This is a genomic window from Kaistia sp. SLG-1 (genome assembly GCF_059699055.1).
Window position 1 is genome coordinate 405,292 of the sequence record NZ_AP048544.1, and the last position, 16,636, is coordinate 421,927.

General features: G+C 66.6%; 17 protein-coding genes. 5 read left to right on the plus strand and 12 right to left on the minus strand.

All coding sequences use genetic code 11. The annotated features are described in order from the left end of the window. Positions 1 to 3: 3 nt before the first annotated feature. Entirely contained in the window at positions 4 to 201 is a 198-nt protein-coding gene (locus tag AC6HZP_RS01850; protein WP_497525160.1) for a hypothetical protein, read from the minus strand. Between the two features lie 225 nt (positions 202 to 426). Between AC6HZP_RS01850 and AC6HZP_RS01855 the strand changes: the two genes are divergently transcribed. Beyond that, positions 427 to 1,485, plus strand: coding sequence for a LacI family DNA-binding transcriptional regulator (locus AC6HZP_RS01855; protein ID WP_497525161.1), 1,059 nt, complete (start codon positions 427 to 429; stop codon positions 1,483 to 1,485). Between the two features lie 296 nt (positions 1,486 to 1,781). On the opposite strand, the gene AC6HZP_RS01860 is transcribed toward AC6HZP_RS01855, so the two are convergent. After that, positions 1,782 to 2,777, minus strand: a complete 996-nt coding sequence (locus AC6HZP_RS01860; RefSeq protein ID WP_497525162.1) for a 2-hydroxyacid dehydrogenase — start codon at positions 2,775 to 2,777, stop codon at positions 1,782 to 1,784. 187 nt (positions 2,778 to 2,964) lie between these two features. Here AC6HZP_RS01860 and AC6HZP_RS01865 point away from each other — a divergent pair, with 187 nt between their 5' ends. Continuing rightward, positions 2,965 to 3,555, plus strand: a complete 591-nt coding sequence (locus AC6HZP_RS01865; protein ID WP_201401845.1) for an SH3 domain-containing protein — start codon at positions 2,965 to 2,967, stop codon at positions 3,553 to 3,555. Positions 3,556 to 4,332: 777 nt separating this feature from the next. On the opposite strand, the gene irrA is transcribed toward AC6HZP_RS01865, so the two are convergent. From irrA to AC6HZP_RS01900, 7 genes are all read right to left on the minus strand, one after another. After that, entirely contained in the window at positions 4,333 to 4,785 is a 453-nt protein-coding gene (irrA, locus tag AC6HZP_RS01870; RefSeq protein ID WP_305798445.1) for an iron response transcriptional regulator IrrA, read from the minus strand. 181 nt (positions 4,786 to 4,966) lie between these two features. After that, a complete protein-coding gene (locus AC6HZP_RS01875; protein ID WP_497525163.1) occupies positions 4,967 to 6,181 on the minus strand; it encodes an argininosuccinate synthase in 1,215 nt (404 codons plus the stop codon). Between the two features lie 137 nt (positions 6,182 to 6,318). After that, positions 6,319 to 7,809, minus strand: a complete 1,491-nt coding sequence (locus AC6HZP_RS01880) for an ArnT family glycosyltransferase (RefSeq protein WP_497525164.1) — start codon at positions 7,807 to 7,809, stop codon at positions 6,319 to 6,321. Positions 7,810 to 7,831: 22 nt separating this feature from the next. Continuing rightward, positions 7,832 to 8,695 (minus strand): phosphatase PAP2 family protein, encoded by an 864-nt coding sequence (locus AC6HZP_RS01885; protein WP_497525165.1) that lies wholly within the window; start codon positions 8,693 to 8,695, stop codon positions 7,832 to 7,834. A gap of 166 nt (positions 8,696 to 8,861) precedes the next feature. After that, positions 8,862 to 9,347: a bacterioferritin gene (gene bfr / locus AC6HZP_RS01890; protein ID WP_201401849.1), complete on the minus strand. Its 486-nt coding sequence runs from the start codon at positions 9,345 to 9,347 to the stop codon at positions 8,862 to 8,864. A 136-nt stretch (positions 9,348 to 9,483) separates the two neighbouring features. After that, entirely contained in the window at positions 9,484 to 9,735 is a 252-nt protein-coding gene (locus tag AC6HZP_RS01895) for a (2Fe-2S)-binding protein (RefSeq protein WP_201401850.1), read from the minus strand. Positions 9,736 to 9,950: 215 nt separating this feature from the next. Beyond that, positions 9,951 to 10,673, minus strand: a complete 723-nt coding sequence (locus AC6HZP_RS01900; protein WP_497525166.1) for an SRPBCC family protein — start codon at positions 10,671 to 10,673, stop codon at positions 9,951 to 9,953. Here AC6HZP_RS01900 and AC6HZP_RS01905 point away from each other — a divergent pair. The 3 genes from AC6HZP_RS01905 (at position 10,652) to lspA (ending at position 13,189) form a co-directional block, all read left to right on the plus strand. Then, positions 10,652 to 11,776 (plus strand): class I SAM-dependent methyltransferase, encoded by a 1,125-nt coding sequence (locus tag AC6HZP_RS01905; RefSeq protein ID WP_497525167.1) that lies wholly within the window; start codon positions 10,652 to 10,654, stop codon positions 11,774 to 11,776. The two genes, AC6HZP_RS01900 and AC6HZP_RS01905, sit on opposite strands and share 22 nt — an antisense overlap. Continuing rightward, on the plus strand, positions 11,769 to 12,605 hold the full coding sequence (locus AC6HZP_RS01910) for a TrmH family RNA methyltransferase (protein ID WP_497525168.1): 837 nt from the start codon (positions 11,769 to 11,771) through the stop codon (positions 12,603 to 12,605). Before AC6HZP_RS01905 ends, AC6HZP_RS01910 begins: the two co-directional genes overlap by 8 nt. A gap of 68 nt (positions 12,606 to 12,673) precedes the next feature. Continuing rightward, entirely contained in the window at positions 12,674 to 13,189 is a 516-nt protein-coding gene (gene lspA / locus AC6HZP_RS01915; RefSeq protein ID WP_497525169.1) for a signal peptidase II, read from the plus strand. 6 nt (positions 13,190 to 13,195) lie between these two features. Here the strand turns inward: lspA and AC6HZP_RS01920 are convergent, their stop codons facing one another. From AC6HZP_RS01920 to AC6HZP_RS01930, 3 genes are all read right to left on the minus strand, one after another. Further along, positions 13,196 to 13,642 carry a hypothetical protein gene (locus AC6HZP_RS01920; RefSeq protein ID WP_497525170.1) on the minus strand — a complete coding sequence of 149 codons (447 nt, stop codon included), beginning with the start codon at positions 13,640 to 13,642 and terminating at the stop codon, positions 13,196 to 13,198. A gap of 78 nt (positions 13,643 to 13,720) precedes the next feature. After that, positions 13,721 to 14,944 carry a URC4/urg3 family protein gene (locus AC6HZP_RS01925; RefSeq protein ID WP_497525171.1) on the minus strand — a complete coding sequence of 408 codons (1,224 nt, stop codon included), beginning with the start codon at positions 14,942 to 14,944 and terminating at the stop codon, positions 13,721 to 13,723. Between the two features lie 426 nt (positions 14,945 to 15,370). After that, positions 15,371 to 16,630, minus strand: a complete 1,260-nt coding sequence (locus AC6HZP_RS01930) for a GTP cyclohydrolase II (protein WP_497525172.1) — start codon at positions 16,628 to 16,630, stop codon at positions 15,371 to 15,373. Between the last annotated feature and the right edge of the window lie 6 nt (positions 16,631 to 16,636).

Below are 16,636 nucleotides of genomic sequence, written 5' to 3' on the forward strand. Positions count from 1 at the left end.
CCGCTAGCGGGCGAGCAGGAAGCCGGCCAGGATGGCGAAGAAGGGCACGGACGGATGCCGGGAGCCGCGCGAATTCTGTGCGCTCTCCAACTGCATCAGCCCGTCCTGCGGCGTCGGGCCCGTCTGCGTCTCGGTGCCATGGGCAGGGCGCTCGAAGCGGGATTCATAAAGGCTCTTGAACAGATAGCTGGCGGGAATCATGGCGATTCCTCCCGAGTGAGGATATTGAATCGATTCAATATCGCGAGGGTGTTGGATTGCTTGAACCGGTTCAATATATGGATCCCATGCCGGAGCGTCAAGCACAATTTGAACCGATACAAGAGAATGTGATACCGTCTCACGCTGGTTCACGAACTAGGCTAGGGTAGCGCGCTGCGCGGGATCGAGATCGATCCCGGAAGGGCGGCAGATGAGCGGGGTGTCATGAATCGCGTGGTCAAGCTGTCCGACGTGGCCAAGGCCGCCGGCGTCTCGCAGGGCACCGCCTCCAACGCCTTCAACCGGCCGGAGATCGTCCGCGCCGAAGTGCGCGAGAAGGTCGAGGCGGCCGCGCGCGCGCTCGGCTATGCCGGGCCGGATCCGAAGGGCCGGCTGCTGCGCGCCGGCAAGGTCAACGCCATCGGCGTCGCCACCACCGAGACGCTCGACTATTTCTTCGCCGATCCCTATGCCCGTGCCATGATGGCGTCGATCTCCGCCGCCTGCGACGTGCACGGCGCCGGCATCTCGCTGATCTCCGCCGCCAATGACGAAAAGCTCGCCTGGAACATCCAGAGCGCCATCGTCGACGGGCTGATCCTGCTCTGCATCGAGGGCGGCGAGCGTCTGGTCGAATTGTCGCGCGAGCGGCGGCTGCCCTTCGTCGCCCTGCAGCTCGACGCCTCGGACGCGACGATCTCGACCATCGGCGTCGACGAATTCGACAGCGCCCGCACCGCCGCCCGCCATATTGGCGCGCTCGGCCATCGCGACGCCGCCATCCTTGCGTTCGAGCTGGTCGATGATCGCGTCGGCCCGGTTACGCCGGACCAGATCGAGGGTGCGCTCTATTCGGTGACGCGCAACCGCATCCGCGGCTTTCAGGCCGGGCTCGCCGAATTCGGCGTCGATCCGGCCGATGTGCCGGTGTTCGAGACGGTCAATGACGGGCCGAGCGTCGCGCTCGCGCTCGAAAGCTTCTATGCCGACGGGCGCGGGCCGACGGCGCTGCTCTGCATGTCCGACCGCATCGCGCTGACGGCGCTCAACTGGTTACGCGCGAAGGGGATCTCGGTGCCGGGCGATGTTTCGGTGATCGGCTTCGACGGCGTGCCGGAAGGCGCGGTGTCGGATCCTCCGCTCACCACCGTGGCGCAGCCGATCGCCCAGATGGGCCGCATGGCGGCCGAGATGATTCTGGAAGGCATCGAGGCGCCGCGCCACGAGCGCGTCGAGGTCGATCTCATCGTCCGCCAGTCCACCGCGCCGCCGAAGGTCGGGTAGGGCCTGAGACGGGCTCGGATCGATCGGTCGCCGGGATCTCTCGCTCCCCGATTTTTCGAACCCGACCATCATCCTGAGGTGCCCGGCAACGCCGGGCCTCGAAGGAGGGTCCAGGGATCTCAGCTTCCAATCGATGCCGCCAGACCGCGTCCACAAGCCGGAGTGCTCCGCTGGATCCTCCTTCGAGGCTTCGCTCCCGCGAAGCACCTCAGGATGATGGCGGGGAGGCGATGTACACAGCCCCGCGACCGCGTCCCAAAAATCCGAATCCGGCTCAGCTCCAAAAATAAGCCGGCTCAGAGCATCGAGGCGAGGACGCGGTCCGGCGGCTTGTGGCCGTCGAAATAGGCGCGGATGTTGATCAGCACCTTCTCGCCCATGGCGATGCGGCCCTCGATCGTCGCCGAGCCCATATGCGGCAAAAGCACCGCCTTGCCCTTGGCGGCGAGGCGCAGCAGCTTCGGATTGACCATCGGCTCATGCTCGAACACGTCGAGGCCGGCGCCGGCGATGGCGCCGGATTCGAGCAGCTTGGCTAGCGCATTCTCGTCGATGACGTCGCCACGCGAGGTGTTGACCACATAGGCCTCGGGCCGCAGCAGCTTCAGCCGGCGCTCGGACAGAAGATGGAACGTGCCGGGCGTGCGCGGGCAATTGACCGAGATGATGTCCATGCGGGCGAGCATCTGGTCGAGGCTGTCCCAATAGGTCGCCTCCAGGCCTTCCTCGATCTCGGCCGGCAGGCGGTGGCGGTTGTGATAGTGGATCGACAGGCCGAACGCCCTGGCGCGGCGCGCCACCGCCTGGCCGATCCGGCCCATGCCGACGATGCCGAGCCGTTTGCCCGACATCCGCCTGCCGAGCATCCAGGTCGGCGTCCAGCCGGCCCAGTCCTGGTCGGGCGTCAGGATGCGCGAGCCCTCGACCAGCCGGCGCGGCACGGCGAGGATCAGCGCCATCGTCATGTCGGCGGTGTCGTCGGTCAGCACGCCCGGCGTGTTGGTGACGGTGATGCCGCGCGCCAGCGCCTTCTCGACGTCGATGTGATCGAAGCCGTTCGAGAAGCTGGCGATGAGCTTCAGCTGCTCGCCGGCCTCGCCAAGGACGTGGCCGTCGATCCGGTCGGTGACGGTCGGCACCAGCACGTCCGCCGTCTTTACCGCCTCGATCAGCTCGGCCTCGCTCATCGGCCGGTCGTCGATGTTGAGGCGGGTGTCGAACAATTCGCGCATCCGCGTTTCGACGGCGTCCGGCAGGCGGCGCGTGACGATGACGAGCGGCTTCTTCTTCATCGTGGGCGGCCTCCGTTGAGAGCTCCTTAACCATGGAGCGTCACACTGTGCAGAACGGCTGAAGAACCCGTCGCTGCGTCTCTCGATCCTCTACCAGACGGCCGGCAATCGCAAAACTGGCGATCGCACGAGCATCGGTAAAGACCCTCCGGTCGCAGCGACGGCGATGGAAAGGGGTGAAGAAACGATGATTTTGGCGGCGCTCAAGGGAATGTCCCGTCGGCTGGCCCGGGTGCGACCCGTGACCTCGGCCCTCACATTCGCTGTTATCGCGGCCATGATGATCGTGGCGCAGCCGGCCGAGACCGCGTCGGCGCAAGGCGCGGCCGGCGCCGCGCCCAAACTCGGGCCCAGCGGCCTGCCGCTGCCGCGTTTCGTGTCGCTGAAGGCCGGCCGCGTCAATGTGCGCGTCGGCCCGGGGCAGGGCTACAAGGTTTCGTGGGTGTTCACCCGCTCCGGCCTGCCGGTCGAGATCGTGCAGGAATTCGACAACTGGCGCCGCATCCGCGATTCCGACGGCACCGAGGGCTGGGTTTTCCACAGCCTGCTCGTCGGCAAGCGCACCGCCGTCGTCGCCCCCTGGCAGGACGGCGACCCGCTGCCGATCCGCGTCTCGCCGAACGACACCGCCGAGATCTCGGCCTATCTGCAGCCGAAGGTCGTGTCGCAGGTCTCCGAATGCGATAAGGGCTGGTGCCGCCTCGTCGACAAGCGTTTTCGCGGCTGGATCAAGCAGACCAATCTCTGGGGCGTCTACCCCGACGAGACGATCGACTGAGGCTTTTTGCCTCTGAGCTGCTGCAGGCGGCCCCCGTCCTTGAACCTCCCCCTTGAGGGGAGGTCGAAAACGCCCTTTGCGTTTTCGGGAGGGGGTATTCTCTCGCAGCCTGCGACAGATACGACGAAGAGACCTCTCCCCAAGACCGCCCGAGGGCGGTCTTGACCCTCCCTCAGGGGGAGGGTTCACGGCGCCGGGCTGCTGCCCAAATCCCTTGGTCTTCCAGGCCCATCGACCGGCTCGACCATCATCCTGAGGTGCTTCGCGCAAGCGAAGCCTCGAAGGAGGATCCAGCGTGAACTCAGTTTGCGGACGATCCTGCGAAATCCGCCCCGAGATCTAGGTAGGGCGTTCCCTGGACCCTCCTTCGAGGCCCGGCTTCGCCGGGCACCTCAGGATGATGGTCGAGTTTCGGGAATCGGATCTCTCCGGCCGGAGGAGGCCGGTGCTGGACATTGCGCCGTACTGTTGACCTGACGCCCCCCTTCACCTCTCCCTGAGGGAGAGGTCGACGGCCGGAGGCCGGCGGGTGAGGGTTTAGGGAACCATCAGGCAAACGCGCGAGCTGTTCTCGGATGCGGCGCGGCTCGGCTGACATCGGATCTTGGCCGGCGAGGCCGTAAACCCTCACCCGGACCTTCGGTCCGACCTCTCCCTCAGGGAGAGGTGAAGGGGGGCTCGTCCCTAGACGCCGCTTCCGTCCAGCTCTCACCCCAATAAAATAAACGCCGCGCGGCAGGGCCGGCGCGGCGTTTTGAAACTCGGATCGTTCGTCGATCAGCTGCCGATGCGGCGTAGGCGGACGACGATGTCGACGCGGGTGATTTCCATGCCCTCGGGCGGGACCGGAACGTCCTCGACCCGCAGCGTCGACATCGGAATGTCGAGGACCCGGTTTTCCCCTTCGACGAAGAAGTGGTGGTGGTCATCGACATTGGTGTCGAAATAGGTCTTCGAGCCGTCGACCGCGACTTCGCGCAGGAGGCCCGCTTCGGTGAACTGGTGCAGCGTGTTGTAGACGGTGGCGAGCGAGACGGGCACGCGGTGGCTCATCGCCTCTTCGTGCAGGCCTTCAGCCGAGATGTGACGGTTGCCGCGCTCGAACAGGATCTCGGCGAGCGCCAGGCGCTGGCGGGTGGGACGAAGGCCTGCCGTCCGCAGCATGACGCGCACTTCCGACGCCTTCTTGTCGGTCGTACGGGCTGCCTTCTTGACAATGTCCATGCGCATGGGCGGTTCGTCCATATCTTCGCGTTCGAGTCACCGGCGTTCAAGCCGCCGAACCGGCCCCGTCGCCGGGTAGCGGCGGGGTCAGTCCGGATAACCTAACTCTAAAATGAAGCTTTAGCAACAGGCCGGTGCAACCGGCCTGTTACCTGGCTTTCTTATTCTCAGACGAGCTTCTCTATCCTCAGACGAGCTTCTTGCGAGCGGCGAGCGTCCGCAGGCGAAGCGCGTTCAGCCGGATGAAGCCGGCCGCGTCCTTCTGGTCGTAGGCGCCGCGATCGTCCTCGAAGGTGACGAGCGCGTCGGAATAGAGCGACTTCGGCGACGAGCGGCCGACGACGATGGTGTTGCCCTTGTAGAGCTTCAGCCGGACCGTGCCCTCGACATGCTCCTGGCTCTTGTCGATCAGCGCCTGCAGCATCTCGCGCTCCGGGGCGAACCAGAAGCCGTAATAGATCAGCTCCGCATAGCGGGGCATGATCGAATCCTTCAGGTGCGCGGCCTCGCGGTCGAGCGTCAGGCTCTCGATGGCGCGGTGGGCGGCGAGCAGGATGGTGCCGCCGGGCGTCTCGTAGATGCCGCGCGACTTCATGCCGACGAAGCGGTTCTCGACCAGGTCGATGCGGCCGATGCCGTTGTCGCGGCCGAGCTCGTTCAGCTTGGTCAGGATCGTCGCCGGCGACAGGTGCACGCCGTTGATCGAGACGGCGTCGCCCTTCTCGAAGCCGATCTCGACATAGGTGGCCTCGTCCGGGGCATCTTCCGGCGCGACGGTGCGCATGAAGACGTAGGGCGGGGCTTCCTGCGCCGGGTCTTCCAGAACCTTGCCCTCGGAGGAGGAGTGCAGCAGGTTGGCGTCGACCGAGAACGGCGCCTCGCCGCGCTTGTCCTTCGGCACCGGGATCTGGTTCTTCTCGGCGAAGTCGAGCAGGTCGGTGCGCGACTTGAAGTCCCACTCGCGCCAGGGCGCGATCACCTTGATGTTCGGGTCGAGCGCGTAAGCCGAGAGCTCGAAGCGGACCTGGTCGTTGCCCTTGCCGGTGGCGCCATGGGCGATGGCGTCGGCGCCGGTCTCATGCGCGATCTCGACCAGGCGCTTGGCGATCAGCGGCCGGGCGATCGAGGTGCCGAGCAGGTAGGTGCCCTCGTAGAGCGCGTTGGCGCGGAACATCGGGAACACGAAGTCGCGGACGAATTCCTCGCGCACATCCTCGATGTAGATCTGCTTGATGCCCATCATCTCGGCCTTCTTGCGGGCCGGCTCAAGTTCTTCGCCCTGACCGAGGTCAGCGGTGAAGGTGATGACCTCAGCGCCGTATTCGAGCTGGAGCCACTTCAGGATGATGGAGGTGTCGAGCCCGCCCGAATAGGCGAGGACGACCTTCTTGACATCGGACATGGTAAGGCCGTTTCCGCGAAGATGAAGGATGGCAGCGCTTATAGTATGCGCGTCGGAGAGCGGCAACCGCAGTGGCGCCGGGCGCGGATGCGCCACGACTCTTCGCGCGACGCCGCGTCCGCCTCGCTCGAAAATGCTTAGTCGGCGACGCCGGCGCAGAGCGGCACGGTCTCGAGCGGCGCGGTCGGCTGGTCGAGCCGGTAGAGCTGGTATTGCCGGGCGGAGGTCGGGCCGCTGGCGACCGTCAGCCGTCCCTTGTCCTCGACGCTGCCGAAGAAGCGGGCGAGGCGGGAGGGATCGGCGCATTCGACCACGAGCAGGGTCGGCCCGGCCGGCGGATGATCGACGATGCTGCGCGTCAGCTCGAACTGGTTGTCCGGGCCCGGATCGTCCGGCCAGACGGTGACGGCGACGGGGTCGTCGCGCAGATAGTAGACGAGCGCCGCCGCGTCGGCGCGGCTGACGGTCGTCACCATGGTCGCGCCGGACGTCGTCGCTTCGGCGCGGACCGCGTCGCCGAGCCGGCTCCAGCCGAGCACCTGCCGGTAGATGTCGCCACGCTTCAGGAGCGGCAGCGTCACCTTGTCGGCGATGACATTGCCGACGAACAGCACCAGCTGCGCGACGATGCCGAGGGCGAGGCCCGCCTGCACCAGGCGGAAGCGGCCGGTGCGGATCAGGAAGGCGGTGCCGAGGAGGGCGGTGGCGACGAGGCCGGAGGCGGCCCAGTTGGCGTTGGTGGTGGTGAGTATGCTGGCGACCGTGACGACCAGGATGACCGGCAGCGCGAAGGCGAGGAGCAGCCGGTCCTCGTCCGGCACGCCTTGGCGCCAGGCCGTGATCGCCGAGGCGAGGGCGGCACCCATCAGGAACGGCCCGATGATGCCGAACTGGGCGGCGAGGAAGCCGATGGCGTTGCCGAGGCTGAGCTTCAGCCCGTCGCCCGAGATGTTCTCGTTGGTGTGGCGCAGCGTGACGAGGCCGTTGTTCAGGTTCCACCAGACATTGGGCGCGAGCAGCAGCAGCGCGATAGCGACGGCGAGCCAGAATCGCCCGGAGCGCAGCACGGCGCGCGACCGCGGATCGAGGATGGCGGCGATCACGGCGCAGCCGACGAAATAGGCCATGGCGTATTTGGCCAGCATGCCGCAGCCGAGCGCTGCGCCGAGCAGCAGGCTCCAGCGATAGTCGCCGCCGGCGCGCAGCCGGACGAAGGCGTAGAGCGCCAGCGACCAGAAGAACAGGAGCAGCACGTCGGTCGAGAGGATCGCCGAAGAGAAGGCGACGCCCGGCGCCAGCGCGAAGCCAAGCGACGCCCAGAACGCGACGCGGCGGTCGTAGAGCGCGATGCCGATGGCGTAGATCACGAGCGAGGTGCCGAAATAGAACAGCGGCGACGGCGCCCGCACCCAGGCCTCGGCCGTGCCGCAGACCATATTGGCGGCGGCGATGGTCCAGCCGATCAGCGGCGGCTTCGAGAAATAGCCGAAGGCGAGGTGGCGCGACCAATCCCAGTATTGCGCCTCGTCGACCTGCAGGTCGGTCACCGAGAAGCGCAGCGCCAGCAGGCGCGCCAGCGTGAGGAGGGTGAGCGCGAGGACGAGCAGGCCGAAACGGCTCTCCGCCAAGGGTTTCGCGGTCGCGTTTATCTCAAGTCGAGGGCCCAATCCGGTCCAGCCCGCTGCTGCTGCCTTGGCCCGATGGCCACCGGCGCGCAATACGCCTGAACGCCGGTTGCGACGCAAGCGCGACCTTTAGGAGCGCGCTTTCTGTCGCAGCGTCGATCCGGCTGCGGAACGGTTCCTCCAGCATGACGCGGGCGAGGCCCAGCATGACCACGAGCGTCAGGCTCCAGGAGATCAGCATGTCGGAGAGGAAATGGCCGCCGAAGGCGAGGCGGTTGAGCGAGAGGGCCAGGGCGACGAGCCCGATCGCCATCGCCAGGGCGCGCCGATGGCGCGGCGGCGCCAACAGGACGAGGCCGAGCAGCCAGAAGGCCGAGGCCGCCTCGCCAGAGGAGAAAGAGCAGTTGGAATGGCAGGCGCCGCTGATCTTCCAGGCTGTTTCGAACGGCGCGCCGCCGCCGAACAGGTCGACCTGGACCGGGCGCGGCCGGCCCCAGAGTGATTTCAACACGCCGTTGACGATCAGCCCCGGTCCGAGCGCCAGCGTCGCGAGCAGGTACCAGACCTTGCTGGCGCGGATCGGCATCGGACGGGAAGGGCGGGCGAGTTTCGTCGCGAGGCTGGCGATCAGGACGACGCAGATCACGAAGACGAGGTTGGTGCCGAACCCGCGCAGCGCCCCGAGCAACGGCGATCGCGAGGCGGGGAAATCTTGGCCGGCGTAGAAGAGCGCGGCGACGCGGATGTCGAGCGCCGGGAAGAGCACGAAAATAGCTGAAATCGCCGCCAGCAGGCCGATGGCGAGCCAGAAGCGCCGCTCCGTCGAACGCCCTGTCGGCGCTTCATGGCGGGCCGCCAGATCGCCGCCGGAAAGGCCCTGTCGTTCCACCTTCGGGATTCCCATTCGATTGCGGATCGGCCTTTTGGCCAGGTCGCGAATGGGAATAGCGCATGGTCTGTGACAGCCGTCAGACAGTTCCGGCCACGTCTGGCAAAAGCCGAACGCGGCCGGGCGGTACTGTGATCCGCGCGGGGGCCCGCGGCGGTTCGAGGCCTTATTCGGCGTCGTTGGAGGGAGCGGCCTGCAGCTGGGCGTAGAGCTCCTTGCCGAGGTCGTTCAGGAGGCCGAGCTGGGTCTCGAGGAAGTCGATATGGCCTTCCTCGTCATGCATCAGCTCTTCGAACAGCGCCATCGAGACATAGTCGCCGGCGGCATGGCAGACGTCGCGGCCTTCCTTGTAGTAGTTGCGCGCCGTGTATTCGCCGCGCAGGTCCGCCTCGAGAACTTCCTTGATGTTCTGGCCGATCTCGAGCGGGTCCAGCACCTGCAGGTTGGGGAAGCCGTCCAGGAAGATGATGCGCGCGATCAGCTTGTCGGCGTGGTGCATCTCTTCGATCGACTCGGCCCGTTCCTTCTTGGCGAGCTTGGTGTAGCCCCAATCCTCGGTCAGCCGGTAGTGCAGCCAGTACTGGTTGACGGCCGTCAGCTCGAGGCGAAGCGCCCGGTTGAGATATTCGATGACCTTAGCATCGCCCTTCATGGCGTCGTCCTTTTCTGGAATTATTCTAATTCGAGAATAGGGCGTGCCAAAGGGATCGTCAAACCGAATTGCGACCCAGAGTGGCGAGGCTGTGGGTTCTGCCGAAGCGCTCGGCCGAGGCGCTCGGGCGAAGCGCTCAACCGAACAGCGCGACGTCCTCGCTGTCCTCGGCGCCGCTGCCGAGCGGCTCGGGGCAGGTGATGAGGGCGCCGGATTCAGCCAGAAGCTTGCGCACCAGTGCGAAGCAGACGGTGCACTGCGCCTTCATGCCGAGCGCGCGATAGACGCGGGCCGGCGTCAGCGGCTTGCCCGGCGTCTCGCGCGCCAGGCGCTCGGCCGTCTCGAGGACGAGGGCCTTGGTGAGGGTATTGCAGGAACAGACGATCATGACAGGAGAGGCTGCCTCCGTGGGCTTCCGTTTCGTCAGACATAGGGTTCGGCCGGCCTCGCCGCTACCGGCTCGCCGGTCCTCATTCCTATGTGTCGCAGCCGCGCCGCCGCTTGGCCATCCCTCATTCGCCGCCAGCGCGGCATTTCGATGGCGTTCGCCTCCTCCGGCCGCGCCGTGCGGCGCGGGCCGGAGCCTGCTTCGCCCGAAAACGCCTAGCGGCTGACGACGGCCAGGAAGAGAATGACGACGATCAGCGCCAGCAGGCCCCAGACATAGGGACCGCCGAGGAAGCCGCGTCCCGCCGCGACCTCGACCTCTTCCTCGATCTCCTCGGCGACTTCGCCGAGATTGAGCGACTCGTCGTCGATCTTGTGCTCGATGCGGTCGGTCAGTTCCTCGTTGGCAGCCGCGTCGGCGGGCTCGGCCTGGGGCGGGGTGGTCAGCGGGGTTGAGGCCATCGTCGGCTCGTCTCCAGAAAATCGGTTGGCAAGTGCGCCGAAAAATTCATCGGCCATCTTCTTGGCCGTGGTGTCTATCAGTCTTGAGCCGAGTTGCGCCAGCGTGCCGCCGACCTGACCCTGCATCGCGCAGCTCAGGCGGGTCGCGCCGTTCTCCTCGGCGAGCCGCACATCGGTGCTGCCCCGGACGAAACCCGCGCCGCTGCCCTGGCCTTCGCCGCGGATCGTGTAGCTCTCGGGCGGGTTCACGTTGGAAAGCGTGGCCTGCCCGACGAAGGTTGCGCTCACGGGGCCGATCTTGGCGGCGACCCGGATTCCAAAGGAGTCCGGCCCGGTCCGGGTCAGCGCCTCGCAGCCGGGAATGCAGGCCTTCACGACATCCGGATCGTTCAGCGCCCGCCATACCGCGTCGCGTCCGGCGGGGATCCGGTATTCACCCCTCCACTCCATCAGCCATGGTCCTCGCTCGGCAGTCACAATCCGTGCGTGTCGAACCTTCTTGGATTATCTTGCACGCGCCCCCCGCGACGGCAAGCCGGGCATCGTCTTCCTCGCTCGCATCGATTGGCTTTCGGCGCGCCGAAGGCTATGAACCGGCCATGACGATTTCTTCCGACATTTCTCCCGCGACGCGCGACACGAAGGCCCCGGCATCCCGCTGGCCGGTGATGCTCGAGACCGAGGGCTGGCCCGATTACGCGCTGATCGATTCCGGCCATGGCCGCAAGCTCGAGCGCTATGGCCCGTACCGCATCGTCCGGCCGGAGGCGCAGGCGCTGTGGACGCCGCGTCTCTCAGTCGAGGAATGGGACCGCGCCGACGCGATCTTCACCGGCGCCAAGGACGAGGATTCCGACGGCCGCTGGAAATACCGGAAGCCGATCGGTGAGACCTGGCCGATGGCCTGGCCGCTGCCGCGCGCCGTCGGCGAGGGCGAGGTGCGCTTCCTCGGCCGCTTCACCGCCTTCCGCCATGTCGGCTTCTTCCCGGAGCAGGAAATGCACTGGGCCTGGTTCGGCAGGAAGATCCGCGAGGCGCAATACGCGGACAAGAAGCGCGTGCCCAAGGTGCTGAACCTGTTCGGCTATACCGGCATCGCCTCCTTCGTCGCGGCGATGGCCGGCGCGCAGGTGACGCATGTCGACGCCTCGAAGAAGGCGATCGGCTGGGCCCGCGACAATCAGCAGATGTCGGGGATCGCCGACCTGCCGGTGCGCTGGATCGTCGACGACGCGATGAAGTTCGTGCAGCGCGAAGTCCGCCGCGGCTCGAAATATGACGGCATCATCCTCGATCCCCCAAAGTTCGGCCGCGGCCCGAATGGCGAGGTCTGGGACATTTTCGAGCGCCTGCCCGAGATGATGGCGCTCTGCCGCCAGCTCCTCGCCGACGATGCGCTGTTCCTCTGCCTTTCCGCCTATTCGATCCGCGCCTCCTTCATGGCGATCCACGAGACCTCGGCCGAGGCGCTCGCGGGCCTTTCGGGCACGCTCGAATCCGGCGAGCTGCTCATCCGCGAGGAAGGCGGCGGCCGCACCCTCTCCACGTCGCTCTTCTCCAGGTGGTCCCGCGATGGCTGATCATTCCCCGATTTCCGCGCCCGGCGCGGTCCGGACCATCACCAGCCTGACCAATCCGACGATCAAGGACATCCGCGCGCTCGCTCTGCCGAAGCACCGCAAGGAGAGCGGCCTCTTCGTCACCGAGGGCATGAAGCTGGTCGCCGACGCGGTCGAGGAAGACTGGCCGATCAAGATTCTCGTCTATGGCGCCAAGGTCGCGGATCACCCTGTGGTCAAGCGCGTCGCCACGACGGCCCACGCGAGGGGCGGCGACGTTCTGGAAGTCTCGGAAGCGGTGCTCTCCAAAATCACGCGCCGCGATAATCCGCAGATGGTCGTAGGCGTGTTCGAGCAGAAGCTGACGCCGAAGAGCGAGATCAAGCCCGGCCCCGCCGGCGTCTGGATCGCGCTCGAGGGCATCAAGGATCCCGGCAATCTCGGCACCATCATCCGCACCGCCGACGCGGTCGGCGCCGAGGGTGTCATTCTGGTCGGCGACACGGTCGATCCGTTCGGCGTCGAGGCAGTGCGCGCCACCATGGGCTCGATCTTCCACATGAAGCTCGCCCGCATGAACGTCGCCGAATTCAAGGAATGGCGGAAGGGCTGGCCCGGCATCGTCGTCGGCACGCATCTCTCCGGCAAGTCGGACTATCGCACGATCGATTACGACCGGCCGGTAATGCTGTTCATGGGCAACGAGCAGTCGGGCCTGCCGGACGACCTCGCCGCGCTCTGCGATCACCTGGTCAAGATCCCGCAGGCGGGAAGGGCGGATTCGCTCAACCTGGCGATCGCCACCGGCGTGATGCTCTACGAGATCCGCCGCGACAAGCTGAAGCTCTGACGTCTCGCCGGTTCGCGGTTTTCTCCCGCGAGCCGCCGCTCCCTTCGACCCAAACGCCGGGAACCGCGATGAAGCACGAGACGGACATCCAGGCCGAGACGGCCCGCATCCCCGGCCCGCTCTCGGCGCTCGGGCTTTCGATCATCGTGCTGACCGTCGCGATCGACCAGTTGTCGAAATGGATCGCCGACGCCAATCTCGTCTACCAGCAGGGGATCGAGCTGGTGCCGAATTTCCTGGCGCTCTATCGCGTCAACAATACCGGCATCGCCTTTTCGCTCGGCAACAGCGCCGACAGCGTCATCCTGGTCATCCTGACCTCGATCGTCACGCTGGTCATCCTGTATGTCTGGCGCGGCTCGACCGAGGGCGGCCGCCTCGCGGCCGCCGGCTTCGCGCTGATCGTCGGCGGCGCGATCGGCAACCTGATCGACCGCGTCTGGCACGGCCACGTCATCGATTTCCTGTTCCTGCACTGGGGCGCGCGCGGCTTCTTCGTCTTCAACCTGGCCGACGTCGCCCTCTCGATCGGCCCGGTCCTGCTCGCCTGGGTCTATCTGTTCCACGGCAAGAAGGCGGGCTGAGGAAGCCTAGCGTCCGAACGCTTCGATCGCAGCCCCTTGGCAAGCGCTGGCGGCTCCTACGAAGAGCAACTCGCCGATTGAAGCGCTCTTCTTACCCAGTTCTCGGCGCAGCTCGCCATTGACCGACTCGGATGCATTGAGCGGCTTCGTCGATTGGGCGAAGAGGTCTCGTGCCATGCCGCGCGTGCAGGATACGACACGAGCGCCGATGGGCTCGGTTCCGCAAGCGGCACCAGCCGCGTTCAGTGGAACTCTGCTCCAGGCTGCTGTCTTCTTCTTCAGATAGGCCATCGAAGCTGCGCGCTGGTCCTTGTTCAGGCCGGTATTGCCCAACCAGGATGACAAGGCGCTTGTCTCCTTGCGCAGATCGAGTTTTGGGCAACTTGGCGCGGCGCCAGCCAAGTCAAAGGCGAGCAAGGAAAAGGCCAAGGCGACGAGGAGCCGTCTGATCATTTCGTATATCCAGTTCGCGGTGAGTTTGCATTCAGCGTCCAGGCTGGCGCACGGATCCTTGTGAGGAAACTGGCCCCCTCAAAACACCGTGCCGTCGCTCTCGATCGCAAGCGGCGGGCCGCCGTCGGCGCGCTTTTCCCTGGCGATCCGGCGGCCGGCGGCCCAGGTGCCGCCTTCCAGAACTTTTGCCAATGGCAGCTGATCCGCGTCCAGTCCCAGCTTGTCGCGGATCAGCGCGGCGGTGCGGTCGAGGAGGGCGACCGTCAGCGCCCGCCATTCGACGATGAACTCGTCCTCCGCCTTCCAGCGCCGGCTGGTCGCGGAAGAATCCTTCGGCACCAGCACGCCGAGATCGAGGAAGAGGCCGCCATTGCGGTATTCCGGCAGGCCGGTCAGCCCGTCGAGATCGACGACCTCGACGCCGGTCCAGATCAGCGGCTCGATCAGCGAATAGGTCAGCCATTGCGACAGCTTGTGGAACGGCATCAGGCCCGAGGTTGCGTCATCGGTCGCGAGCTTGCCGTGCTGCCAGGTATCGCCGAGCGCCACGCCCTCGCGCAGCAGCCGGCTCGGCCAGATCGGCCCGAACGCTTCCAGCACCAGCTCCAGGATTTTGGGCGCCCACACCCGGCCGTCCTCGTCGGCGCTGGCGAGTATCGTGTCGAACAGGCCGCCCGGCCGCGCCTCCTCGGTGCCGAACAGATCGGCGCGGTCGGCGACGACGCGGCCGAGCGCGTTCAGGAGCTTGGCGCGACCCTCGAGCCCGACCATCGGGTTCTCCGGCGTGACCTGGAATCCCTCGGCGAGGTCAGACGCTTCCAGCACGGCGAGGGCCGCCGCGTCGGCGCGGAGCGGATCGGCCGGGTCCTGCGAGAAGAGGCCGGAGGCGAACATGGCGAAGCTCGCGACGCCAAGGCCTTCCGAGCGGGAGAAGGTCTCGCCGGTCGCTGCCTCGTGATAGCGCCAGTCCGGCCCGGCGCCGGCGTCGAGCAGCACGCTGACGATGGCGAGGTCGTAAGCCGCGCGGCCGAAGACGAGCGGATCGGTGATGCCGGCGGCGTCGACCAGCCCGCCGAAGCGGTCGATCTGACCGGCCTCGAAATGGCGCCAGCGCGCATGGAACGGGATTTCGAGTTCCGGATACGCCGCGCGCGCCGTCTCGATGACGTAGTCGGCCACCGCTGGCAGTTTTGTGAGATCGACGGCGAAATGATCGAGTTCACCCGCGATGGCGAGATCGAGCAGCCGGTTGGCGCGCTCGCGCACGGCGGCAGCGGTGAGGAGGGAGGGGATCGAGGCCAAAGGGTAGCTCCGTCAGGACGAGGGGCGACTGATGACACCTCTCCCGGAGGGAGAGATCGACGGGAAGGCAAGCGGGAGAGGGTTTACGGTGTTTCCGGAGAGGGCGTAAACCCTCACCCGGACCTGCCGGCCGACCTCTCCCTCAGGAGACCTTGCAGAACACCGAAGGTCGCCATGTTTTTCAATGCCTATGGGCAGGGCCTCGTCGCCCCGGCGGAGGCCGGGGCCCATGAACACCGGCCAAGAAAGCCTGGTCCAGCCTATCCGCGACCGGCCGGTGTGTATGGATCCCGGCCTTCGCCGGGATGACGACGGAGCGTGACAAGACCCGACTAGCGCGATGAAGGCGGTGTTGCGTCCCGAACACCCGCGATCGCCTCGGAGGTCGGCTCCCTCCCCGCAAGGGGGAGGGGGAAGAATGAGCCCTCAGTATTTCTCCAGCGGGCGGCCGATCGTATGGGAGAGATCGTCGGCGGTCGGCGGCGCGTCGGCAGTGAAATAGCCGGCCGCCTTCTTCGCCTCCATCTCGACCCGCGCGTCGATCGGGATCAGTTCGTCGGGGATCGGCACGCGTTCTCCAATGGTGATGCCCGAGCCGGTGATGGCGTCGTATTTCATGTCCGACATCGAGACGAAGCGGTCGATCTTGGTGATGCCCAGCCAGTGCAGCACGTCCGGCATCAATTGCTGGAAGCGGGCGTCCTGCACGCCGGCGACGCATTCGGTGCGCTCGAAATAGGTCGCCGCCTGGTCGCCGCCCTGCTGCCGCTTGCGCGCGTTGTAGACCAGGAATTTCGTTACCTCGCCGAGCGCGCGGCCTTCCTTGCGGTTGTAGACGATCAGCCCGACGCCGCCCTTCTGCGCCTCCTTCACCGCCTCCTCGATGCCGTGGATCAGATAGGGCCGGCAGGTGCAGATGTCGGAGCCGAACACGTCGGAGCCGTTGCATTCGTCATGCACGCGGCAGGCGAGGCGGCGCTTCGGATCGGCGATCGCGTCGGCGTCGCCGAAGATGTAGAGCGTCATGCCGCCGATCGGCGGCAGGAACAGGTCGAGGTCGGGCCTGGTGACGAGCTCCGGGTACATGCCGCCCGTCTGCTCGAACAGGGTGCGGCGCAGCTGGTCCTCCGCCACGCCGAAGCGCGCCGCGATGCCCGGCAGGTGCCAGACCGGGTCGATCGCCGCCTTGGTGACGGCGACGTCGCCATTGTCATGCACGATCGTCCCGTCGATCGGGATCCGCTTCAGCCGGATCGCCTCATGCAGCTCGATCATGGTGAGCCGCGCCTTGGTGATGGCGATGGTCGGGCGGATGTCGACGCCCTCGGCGATGAGGTCGGAAAAGAGATCCGCCGCGAGATGGCCGAACGGATCGAGCGAGACGATTTTCCCGGGTTCCGACCATTGCGGATGCGGGCCGATGGTGACCGCCGGCGCGGTGTTGCGGAAATCCGGCCGCTGGATCGGGTTCAGCGCGCCGGAGGAGACGGCGAGCGCGCGGTAGAGCGAATAGGAGCCGCCATGCGTGCCGATGACGTTGCGGTCGGCCGGGTTCGAGACCGTGCCGACGACCGGGCCGCGCTTGGGCGGATCGGCGTCGCCCCAGCGGATCGGAAAGCGGACCGGCGCCTGCGCGCCCGGATGCGAGGTCAGGCGGATATGCGTCGAACGGTTGATCGTCGTCATGATGCT